We start from the raw sequence: 9,142 nt of genomic DNA, 5'->3' as shown, positions 1-9,142 counted from the left end.
GTGCTGGCCGCCCGGGCGCTGGCGACCGCGCCGCTGCCGCTCCTGGCCCGCCTGCCGGCCGGCACCGGCGCCGCCTGGCGCGCGGGCGATCCGGCGGCCACGGCGGCGCTGGCCGCCGTCGAACTGGACCGCCTCGGGGTGCCGGTTTCGCGTTGAGGCCGCCGGGCCGGCTGCCGATGGCATCCCCGACAGGGGGAGGCGCGATGACCAGACGGGCGGCCGGACGCGGCACCGACCGGACGACCCGGCGGGCGCGACGCCGCCGGGTCCGCCGCGGTCGCGGCGCCGGCACGGCCGCGGCCGTGGCGGCGGTCGGCCTGATCGCCCTCAGCGGCCCGGCCACCGAGGTGGCCGCGGACGTCGCCGCCGCCCGGACCACGGTGCGCACCGCCACCCCGGCACCGGCCGCGGTGGCCGCCGCCCCGACGGTGTCCACCCCGGTCGTGCCGGTGCCCGTGCCCCAGGACCCGGTGGCGACGGTGGACATCCCCCGCCCCGGCCCGATCGACCTCGAGGTGCGGCCCCCGTTCGTCCCGGTCGGGGTCGCGCCCGAGCTGGAGCCGCTGCCGGAGACCTGCGGCGGCTACGGCAACCCGCGCCGGATCGTCCCCGGCGTGGTGCCGGGGCCGGGGTCGGCGACGGTGAGCTGGCAGGCCGACGCGCGCTCCGACGTCCTCGGCTACCGGGTGACGGCGGTCGTGCAGCGGCTGGTGACCGGCGCGCAGCCCGAGCCGCCGGTGCAGGTCGCCGCCCAGCCCGAGGGCTGCGTGCCGGTCGGTGTGACCTTCGCCGGCCTGACCCCGGGCGTGCCCTACGTCTTCTGGCTGGAGGAGGAGATCCAGGACTCCTGGTCGGTGCGCCGGGTGCACGTCGGCACCTCGTCCCCGGTGGCCATCGGCTGAGGAAGGCCGCTCCGCAGGGCCGCCCGCCTACTCCGCGTCGGCGGGGCGCAGCTCGGGCCTGGTGGCCCGCGCCTGGGCGGCGGCGAGCACGCCGATGACCGCCGAGGCGTTGCGGATGCCGCCGGTGAAGACCCGCGCGACGGCGTCGGCCAGCGGCACCCGCTCCACGGTCATGTCGAGCTCCTCGTGCTCCACGACGAAGCCCTCGGGCCGATCGGCGTCGGCCAGCCCCTCGGCGAGGTAGATCAGCACCTCCTCGTTGCAGAACCCGGGGGTGCTGAAGCTGGTGACCAGCAGCGACCACCGCTCCGCGGAGAGACCGGCCTCCTCGGCCAGCTCCCGCTGGGCGGTCGCCAGCGGCGCCTCGCCGTGGGAGTCGCGCAGGCCGGCGGGCAGCTCCCACAGGTAGCCGCCGACCGGGTGCCGGTACTGCCGGACCAGGACGACGCGGTCCTCGTCGTCGACCGCGGCGATGCACACGGCGCCGATGTGCCGCACGACCTCGCGGTCGCTCTTCCCCCCGCCGGGCATGGCGACGGTGTCCTTGACCAGGGTGATGATCCGGCCCTCGTGGATCGTCTCGGTTCCGAGGACCTCGTACTCCCCGGGCCGCGCCGGCTCCACCATCAGCTCCCCACCTCCTGGGACGAGGCGGCCCGCGAGATCATCAGATCCCCACCTTCTCGGCCTCGTCCACCGGCACCGGCAGCCGTGCGGACTCCGAGAAGTCGACGGCGGCCTGGACGAACGCGGCGAACAGCGGGTGCGGGCGGGTCGGCCGGCTCTTGAGCTCCGGGTGCGCCTGGGTGCCCACGAAGAACGGGTGGGTCTCCCGCGGCAGCTCGGCGAACTCGACCAGCAGCCCGTCCGGCGAGGTGCCGGAGAAGACCAGGCCGGCCTCGCTGAGCTGGTCGCGGTAGGCGTTGGCGACCTCGTAGCGGTGCCGGTGCCGCTCGGTGATCTCGGTGGAGCCGTAGGCCTGCGCGACGACCGAGCCCTTCTGCAGGCTGGCCGGGTAGCTGCCCAGCCGCATCGTGCCGCCCATGTCGCGCTGCCCGGCGACGACGTCGATCTGGCTGGCCATCGTGGCGATGACCGCGTCCGGGGTGTCCGGGTCGAACTCGGCGGAGTTGGCCTTCTCCAGGCCGGCCAGGTTCCGCGCGGCCTCGATCACCATGCACTGCAGCCCCAGGCACAGGCCCAGCAGCGGCACGCCGTTGACGCGGGCGTACCGGATCGCACCGAGCTTGCCCTCGATGCCGCGGACGCCGAACCCGCCGGGGATGCAGATGCCGTCCGCGCCGGCCAGCGCGTGCGCCGCCCCCTCCGGTGTGTCGCAGTCGTCGGAGGGCACCCAGCGGATCTCCACCCGGCTGCGGTGGGCGAACCCGCCGGCCCGCAGTGCCTCGGTGACCGACAGGTAGGCGTCGGGCAGGTCGATGTACTTGCCGACCAGCGCGATCGTCACCGTCCGCTTGGGCGCGTGCACGCGGTCGAGCAGGTCGCCCCACACGGTCCAGTCGACGTCGCGGAAGGGCAGTCCGAGCCGGCGGACGACGTAGGCGTCCAGGCCCTCGCGGTGGAGCACCTTCGGGATGTCGTAGATCGACGGCGCGTCCGGGCAGGAGATGACGCCCTCGGCGTCGACGTCGCACATCAGGCTGATCTTGCGCTTGAGCCCGGTGCCGATCTCCCGGTCCGAACGGCAGACCAGCGCGTCGGGCTGGATGCCGATGCTCCGCAGCGCGGCGACCGAGTGCTGGGTCGGCTTGGTCTTCAGCTCGCCCGACGGCGCGATGTAGGGCACCAGCGAGATGTGCAGGAAGAAGCAGTTGTCCCGGCCGATCTCGTGCCGCACCTGGCGGGCGGCCTCGAGGAAGGGCAGCGACTCGATGTCGCCGACGGTGCCGCCGATCTCGGTGATGACGACGTCGACCCGCTCGCTCGAGTCGGCCCCCGCCATGATGCGGGCCTTGATCTCGTTGGTGATGTGCGGGATGACCTGCACGGTGTCGCCGAGGTACTCGCCGCGCCGCTCCTTGGCGATCACGTCGGAGTAGACCTGGCCGGTGGTGACGTTGGCCCGCCCGGTCAGGTCGGTGTCGAGGAACCGCTCGTAGTGCCCGATGTCCAGGTCGGTCTCGGCACCGTCCTCGGTGACGAAGACCTCGCCGTGCTGGAACGGGTTCATCGTCCCGGGGTCGACGTTGAGATAGGGGTCCAGCTTCTGCATGGTCACCCGCAGACCCCGGCTGGAGAGCAGTGCCCCGAGGGAGCTGGCCGTCAGGCCCTTGCCGAGAGAGGAGACAACCCCGCCGGTGACGAAGACGAACTTCGTGGGCTGCGAGTTGTGGAGGAGACCCCCCGGCCCGTAGTCATGGTTGCGCGTTCCAGGACGATCCACGGGAGACGACCGTAACACGGTCGGCCGCTCCGCCCGGCCCCGTGCCGGGCGTGCCGTCGGCCACGTCGAGCCCCTCGGCCGGGTCGCGGCGCGGCGCGGCGGCCAGCCACACCAGCAGCGGCACGAGCAGCGCCGCCGCGGTCGCCGGGAGGGCGACGCCGGAGTCGTTGGCCAGCGCGCCGACGGCCAGGCTCAGCGCGCCGGCCAGCAGGCCCGCGCGCAGGACGGCGCGGTCGCCGGGGGCCAGCAGGTCGCCCCGGCCGCGCAGCAGGCCGGGCCCGCGCAGCGGCCCGGGCAGCCGGCCCCCGGGCCGGACCAGCCAGACCGCGGCGACCAGCGCGACCGGCAGCAGCCAGGCCAGCGGGCTGCCGAGCAGGATGTCGACGTTGGCCGAGGCCTTGCGGCTGACCACGGTCCACGCCTCACCGGTGAGCACCTGGTCGACGAACCGGCCCAGGTGGCTGCGGTCGGCCGCCGGGCGCTGCCAGTCGAGGACGGCCAGCGTGCCGACGGCGACGACGGCCAGCGCCAGCACCGCGGCCATCCGGGTCACCGTCACCCGGGTACGGGTGAGCAGCATCGCCAGCAGCACGAACCCGGGGAGCGCGGCCAGCACGCCGCCGAAGTCGCGGCCCAGGGCCGGCGTGCCCACGACGAGGACGGTGAGGGCGCCGGCGACGAGCACGGTGGCGGCGGTGGCCGAGCGGGTGCGGGACGCCGGGGCGCGCCGCCCGGCCGCCGTCGCCGCCGCCGCGGTGACCAGCAGGACGCTGACCGACAGCAGGCCGAAGGAGAGGTTGCCGTAGCCGGTGAACCGCCCGGCGACGATCGCGTCGTACCCGAGCAGGCCGTTGAGCTCCAGCTGCGAGCCGCTGAGCACGTCGCCGACGAGCGTCCCGAGGGTGATGACGAGGACGGCGGTGGGCGGGCCCAGCCGGTGCGTGCGCCAGGGGCCGAGCGCGGCCACGGCCGCCACCGCCCCCGCGGCGGCCAGCACCGCGCCGGCCAGGGTCAGCCGGGGCGCGCCGGCCCGCTCCCAGGGCAGCAGCCCGGCCAGGTAGGTGGCGACGGGCAGCGCCGCGGCCCCCAGGGCCACCGGCCGCAGCACGCCGCGCAGCCGCTCCCCGGCCGGCCGCGGGGCGCTGTCCCGGCGCCGTCCGCCGGCCACCATCAGCCCGACGCCGACGACCGCCGCCGCGACCAGCACCAGCCCCCAGAAGAACGTGCTGGTGCTCCGGTAGTGCACGCTCGCGCCGGTGTTGGCCCGGTCCAGGACCTCGACCGCCTCGGCCAGTGCCGGCCGGTCGCCGGCCACCCGCAGTGCCTGCCCGTTCATCGACGCCGGCCGCTCGAGGCCCAGGGCGGCCAGCGCCGTCGGGGCGACGTCGATGAGCTGGCTGTACGGCGCCCGGCCGGTGCTCGCCGACGTCAGCCAGCCGGCGTCGGCGAAGCCCGGCCCGGAGGCGATGCCGACGTGCAGCTGCGGGCGACCGTCGCCCACCTCGGAGACGCCCTGCAGGAGCAGCAGCGTCTCCCCCGGCGCGGCGTCGACCGCGGCGACCAGCCGGCCGACGGCGTCGTCGATGGCGGCCAGCGCGGTGGCCCGCGGCTGCGGCTCCGTGCCGGTCTCGCTGCCCTCCAGGGCCGGCTCGCCGGCGTCCAGCAGCGCGTCGAGGGACACCAGGGTCAGCGGGCAGCCGGCGAGCAGCTCCTCCACCAGGCCGGGGTCGGTGGGCAGCCGCTCGTGCGAGCCGAGCGCGACGCCGTCGGCCGCGACGGCCAGGGCCGGGGCGCGGCCCACGACCGTGGCGCAGCCGACCGCGCGGCCGAGCGCGGCGGGTTCGGCGCCGAAGCGGGCCGTGCCGGGGTCGGCCGCCACCGCCGCGACCGCCGACCGGGGATCGGCGAGCCCCGCGGTGGCCAGCCGCTCCTGCAGGCCGCAGTGCGACAGCGAGGGGGTGGCCGGCGGGACCGCCGGCGCCTGGTCCTCGGGGACCGCGTCGTCCGCGGGGGTGCCGTCGGTCCCGTCGTCCCCGGTGCCCGGCGCCTCCCCGGGCAGCGGCACGGTGGGCAGCGGCACGGGTGGGACCGACTCGTCCGGTGCCGGGAAGCGGGCCCGGTTGCCGGCGCCGAGCGTCGCCCAGCCGTCGAGCAGGCAGCTGGTGGACCGGGCGGCCCGCACCGACACCGCGCCGATCGGCGAGCGTTCGGCCAGCGCCCACAGGCTCGGCGTCGCCTCCGGGTCCAGGTCGCTCCACACCAGGCCGGGGACGCCGACGACGACGACCCGGTCGGCGGTCGAGTCCCCGGCCGGCGCGGCGCCCGCAGTCCCCCCGCCGACGACGAGCACGGCGAGGAGGGCGAGCAGCAGGGCCCCGGCCCGGGTCAGCACGGTCACGGGACGCCGGCCCCCGGCGGTCCCAGCACTTCCCGGTAGACGGCGACGAGCCGGCGGGCCGTGGCGGCCTCGTCGGGCCACTCCGCCGCCCGGCGGGTCCCGGCCTCGGCCAGCCGGCGCGCCCGTCCTGGGTCGGCGAGCAGGGCGGTGACGGCCTCGGCCAGCGCCGCGGCGTCGCCCACGGGCACCAGCTCGGCGCCGTCCCCGAGCAGCTCGGGCAGGCCCCCGGTGCGGGTGGCGACCAGCGGCGTGCCCGAGCGCAGCGCCTCCTGGGCGGTCAGCGAGCGGGCCTCCCAGCGGGAGGGCAGCACGCACAGGTCGGCGGCGGCGAGCAGGTCGGCGACCTCGCTGCGCCGCCCGAGCAGGCGGACCGGGAGCTGCTCGTCGGCGATGCGGCGGGCGAGCTCGTCGTGCAGCGGTCCGTCCCCGGCGACGGCGACCAGCGGCGGCACGGGCAGCCGCGGGTCGCCGGTCCAGCGGCGGGCCGCGTCGAGCAGGACGTCGTAGCCCTTCTGCGGGTGCAGCCGGCCCACCGCGACCACCAGCGGCCGGCCCTCGGCCACGCCCAGCTCCGCGCGCACGTCGGCGGCGGTCCGACCGGGCGGCGGCAGCGGCGGGGCGGAGACCGGCGCGACCCGGACGTCGCGGGCGCCCTGCCGCCAGGCGTTCTCGGCGAGGTCGCCGGAGGCGGCGAGCACCACGTCGGCGCCGCGGATGGTGGCCCGCTCGGCCAGCCGGAGCACCCGGCGCAGCGCGCCGCCGCCCTCGGGCAGGGCGTTGTGCAGGGTGAGCACCAGGGGCCGGGACCGCGCCCGGCCGAGCCGCCGGGCGGCGGCGGCGACCAGCCCGGCGCGCAGCCCGTGCGCGTGCACCAGGTCGGACCCGGCGGTCGCGCGGCGCAGCGCGGCGACGGCCCGGGCGTCGGCGGCCGGCGCCATGCCGGCGGAGATCTCGACGGGGTCGAACGCCGCTCCGGTCGCGGTGAAGGTGAACAGGTCCTCGGTCGCCGCCGGCCCGGCGACGCGCGCGTCGGCGCCGGCGGCCAGCAGCGCCGGCAGGACCGAGCGCACGTGCGTGCCGACCCCACCGGTGCTGGTGGCCAGCACCTCGGTCACCCGGCGGCCCTGCAGCGGGAGCCGCTCAGCCACCGTGCACCTCCTGACGGTCGCCCGATCGCAGTCCGCGCGCGGCCGCCTCCAGAGCGCCGCGTGCAGTTCCCATCATGACCGCCGCGACGACGGCCAGTGCGGTCGCCGCGGCGAGCACGCCGGCCCCGACGACGGACAGCAGCGCGCCATGGGGTACCGGGTCGGCACCGAGCGCGCCGGCGACCAGCAGCCCCGCCCCCGCGGCGAGCACCGCGGCGACCAGGGCCGGCAACCCGGCCCGCGCGACGCCGGCCAGCCCGGCCGGGCCCACGACCCGCGCCACGACCGCCAGCAGGCCGAGACCGGCCACGGTCACCCCGAGGCTGTGCCCGGCGGCCAGGGCCGCGCCGCGGTCGGCGGCCGGTAGCACGCCGGCGAGGACGAGGTCGGCCGCGACGGCGAGCAGCCAGCCGCCCAGTACGCACACCGTCGGGGCCTTCCACAGCCCGCGGGCGTAGAGCGCCCGGGTCAGCAGGGCGACCAGGCCGTAGCCGGCCAGGCCGGGGGCGAAGGCGATGATCGTGTCCCGCAGCGCCGCCACCGTGGCCGCCGGCGCCCCGGCCAGGAACACCCGCGCCATGGGCCCGGCCACCGCCACCAGCACCGCCGCCGCGGTGAGGGAACCGACCACCACGAGGACCGCGGCCGGGGCCAGGGCGCGGCGGAAGCCCGGCTCGTCGCCGGTCTCGGCCCGCTCGGCCAGCCCCGGGTAGGCCGACGTCGCCAGCGGGACCGCCAGCGCCGCCCACGGCACCAGGAAGAGCGTCAGCCCGGCGATGTAGACGACCTGCGTGCCGTCGGGAGCGCCGGCGTTGGCCAGCCGGATGGCCACCACGGCGACCAGCTGCTGCCCCGCGAGGGTCAGGACGCCGGCGACCGCCAGGCGCCGCACCCGCGGGGCCGCGCCCACCGGGAAGCGCAGCGCCGGCCGCAGCCCCAGCCCGAGGCGCCGGACGGGCAGGAGCAGGCTCAGCGTCAGGGCGGCCACGCCGAGCGTCGTCCCCACGGAGAGGACCAGCTCGGCGGGGGTCGAGAGGTCCTCCACAGTGCGTCCGCCGCCCAGCCCGGCGAAGAGCAGGTAGGCGCCGGCCACCACGACGCTGGACAGCAGCGGCGCCAGGGCCGGGGCGGCGAAGCGGCGGTGCGCCTGCAGGACGCCGGCCAGCACGATGCCCAGGCCGTACAGCAGCACCTGCGGCGCGAACACCAGCAGGAAGCGGGCGGCCAGGTCGACCTGCGCGGCGTCGTCGGTGCCCAGCAGCAGCCCGGCGATCGGCTCGGCGAGGACGGCGAGCAGCAGCGCCAGCGGGGTCAGGACGAGCAGGGCCCAGCCCAGGAGGGCCGACGCGGTCCGCCGGACCTGGTCGCTGTCGCCGACGGCGATGCCGCCGGCGAGCATGGGCACGACCAGGCCGGCCAGCGCCCCGCCGGCGACGACCTCGAAGACGATGTTGGGGACGTTGTTGGCCGCCAGGTAGGTGTCCCCGGTGCTCTCGGCGCCGACGGCGTTGGTGAACACCAGCGTGCGACCGAACCCGGCCAGCCGGGCCAGCACGGTGAGGACGGCGATCAGCGCTGCGGCGCCGGCGACCCCGGAGACGACCTGCCGCCGGGTCATGCCGGGAGGCGGCCGAGCCGGTCCAGTTCGCGCAGCCCCGGCGTCGCCTCGATGACCTTCGTGAAGCTCACCTTCTCGCTGGCCAGGGTGAGCGCGACGACCGCCGCCAGCAGCCCGGTACGGATCGGGCGGCCGGTGAGCTGCGCCAGCCGGAGACCGAGCAGCGCGCCGACCGCGTTCGCCCCGGCGTCGCCGAGCATGACCCGCTCGCCGAGGTCCGCGGGCAGGACGGCGAGGGTGGCGCCCAGCGGGCCGGCCACGAGGGTCCCGGCCGGGCCGCCCAGGGTGCTGCCCGCGAGCAGCGCGGTGGCCTTGGCCGCGCGTCCGGGCCGCAGGTCCAGCAGGTTGACCAGGTTGGCGGTGCCGGCGACGAGGCCGGCGGTCAGGACGCCGTCCACGAGCGCGCCCGCGCCGCGGGTGTCTCGTGCACCGCGCCCACCCGCTGAGAGCAGCGCCGTGCCGGCCGCCGCCGCACCGATGCCGGCGACCTTGACCGCGCCCGCGGAGACCCGCCCGGCGCGCAGCGCGCGCAGGTGGCCCGCCAGGCCCTTGTCCCGGGCCTGCTCCGGCCGCGCACCGGCGAGGTCGTCGTAGCCGCCGACCAGCCCGGAGACGCCGCCGGCCAGCGCGGCGGCCAGCCGGCTGCCGGCCGGTGCCCCGGCGGCCGCGGTG

7 protein-coding genes are annotated in these 9,142 nt (G+C 77.7%); 1 reads left to right on the top strand and 6 read right to left on the bottom strand.

Features of this window, described 5'->3' with window-relative positions; translation table 11 throughout:
• Positions 1–203 precede the first annotated feature (203 nt).
• Entirely contained in the window at positions 204–902 is a 699-nt protein-coding gene (locus MY526_RS26605) for a hypothetical protein (RefSeq protein WP_436705450.1), read from the top strand.
• 27 nt (positions 903–929) lie between these two features.
• Here MY526_RS26605 and MY526_RS26600 read toward each other — a convergent pair whose 3' ends face one another.
• From MY526_RS26600 to MY526_RS26575, 6 genes are all read right to left on the bottom strand, one after another.
• Entirely contained in the window at positions 930–1,529 is a 600-nt protein-coding gene (locus MY526_RS26600; protein WP_436695572.1) for an NUDIX domain-containing protein, read from the bottom strand.
• 40 nt (positions 1,530–1,569) lie between these two features.
• Positions 1,570–3,306: a CTP synthase gene (locus tag MY526_RS26595; RefSeq protein WP_436705449.1), complete on the bottom strand. Its 1,737-nt coding sequence runs from the start codon at positions 3,304–3,306 to the stop codon at positions 1,570–1,572.
• Positions 3,278–5,704, bottom strand: a complete 2,427-nt coding sequence (locus tag MY526_RS26590; protein ID WP_436705448.1) for a hypothetical protein — start codon at positions 5,702–5,704, stop codon at positions 3,278–3,280. The genes MY526_RS26595 and MY526_RS26590 overlap by 29 nt, the downstream gene beginning before the upstream one ends.
• Positions 5,701–6,852: a glycosyltransferase family 4 protein gene (locus tag MY526_RS26585; RefSeq protein WP_436705447.1), complete on the bottom strand. Its 1,152-nt coding sequence runs from the start codon at positions 6,850–6,852 to the stop codon at positions 5,701–5,703. The genes MY526_RS26590 and MY526_RS26585 overlap by 4 nt, the downstream gene beginning before the upstream one ends.
• Complete coding sequence (murJ, locus tag MY526_RS26580) at positions 6,845–8,470, bottom strand: murein biosynthesis integral membrane protein MurJ (RefSeq protein ID WP_436705446.1); 1,626 nt, start codon at positions 8,468–8,470, stop codon at positions 6,845–6,847. The genes MY526_RS26585 and murJ overlap by 8 nt, the downstream gene beginning before the upstream one ends.
• A partial coding sequence (locus tag MY526_RS26575) for a hypothetical protein (protein WP_436705445.1) occupies positions 8,467–9,142 on the bottom strand: 676 nt, incomplete at its 5' end. The genes MY526_RS26575 and murJ, both read right to left, overlap by 4 nt.

Origin of the sequence: Geodermatophilus sp. CPCC 205761 (assembly GCF_051383655.1) — a bacterium.
Lineage (GTDB): Bacteria > Actinomycetota > Actinomycetes > Mycobacteriales > Geodermatophilaceae > Geodermatophilus.
Note: the sequence above shows the minus strand (reverse complement) of the source record. Positions and strands in the feature narration are given on the sequence as shown.